This is a genomic window from Aeromonas sp. 130281 (assembly GCF_056642115.1).
Window position 1 is genome coordinate 1 of the sequence record NZ_JBWVQS010000021.1, and the last position, 975, is coordinate 975.

Genomic DNA, 975 nt, shown 5'->3' on the forward strand with positions numbered 1-975 from the left:
GCGTACAGAGGGCTGCAAGCTAGCGATAGTGAGCGAATCCCAAAAAGCGCGTCGTAGTCCGGATCGGAGTCTGCAACTCGACTCCGTGAAGTCGGAATCGCTAGTAATCGCAAATCAGAATGTTGCGGTGAATACGTTCCCGGGCCTTGTACACACCGCCCGTCACACCATGGGAGTGGGTTGCACCAGAAGTAGATAGCTTAACCTTCGGGAGGGCGTTTACCACGGTGTGATTCATGACTGGGGTGAAGTCGTAACAAGGTAACCCTAGGGGAACCTGGGGTTGGATCACCTCCTTACCTTAAGATGTCGTGTTGTTGAGTGTTCACACAGATTGCCTTGATTCAAAGTAGTTAGAGCAAAGACCTGATGCGCAAGCGTCAGTGCTTATCTGGCTTCGGTCAGATGAGAGAAGCCCGTTCGTTGGGTTGGGATGTGAATAGCAGCGCAAGCAGCTACCCGATTCAAAGTTAGCAATAACAACGAACAGCGCTAAAGGCCGCTAGCCTCGCAGGCTCGGCGTCGCCTTTACGAAAATCATTGCGAAGTGTACTTCGCAAAACATGATTTTCGTCCCCTTCGTCTAGAGGCCTAGGACACCGCCCTTTCACGGCGGTAACAGGGGTTCGAATCCCCTAGGGGACGCCACTTCTCTTCTTGCTAACAAGAATGCAGAGTTAAGAAACTGATTCTTAACTCTGTTTTCTTCAGCCTTGCGCTGTTGCAAACATGCTCTTTAACAATCTGGAAAGCTGATTTAAAAAGTAGTTCTCAAACATTTGTTACAAGTGCTTTGGAAACTTCTTGGCGAAAACCAAATTTTATTTGGTCCTTGTTGTACAGCAACAAGTCGCGTCGTTTCGACGACACTTCTTGGGGTTGTATGGTTAAGTGACTAAGCGTACATGGTGGATGCCTTGGCAGTCAGAGGCGATGAAGGACGTACTAACCTGCGATAAGCTGTGAGAAGTCGGT

At 49.1% G+C, this 975-nt stretch carries 1 tRNA gene and 2 rRNA genes; all 3 read left to right on the top strand.

The features are described from left to right. A 16S ribosomal RNA gene (locus AC1IN8_RS21020) occupies positions 1-299 on the top strand; the annotation flags it as partial. A 273-nt stretch (positions 300-572) separates the two neighbouring features. Beyond that, positions 573-648: transfer RNA gene (locus tag AC1IN8_RS21025), tRNA-Glu, on the top strand. Positions 649-885: 237 nt separating this feature from the next. After that, positions 886-975, top strand: a 23S ribosomal RNA gene (locus AC1IN8_RS21030); the annotation flags it as partial.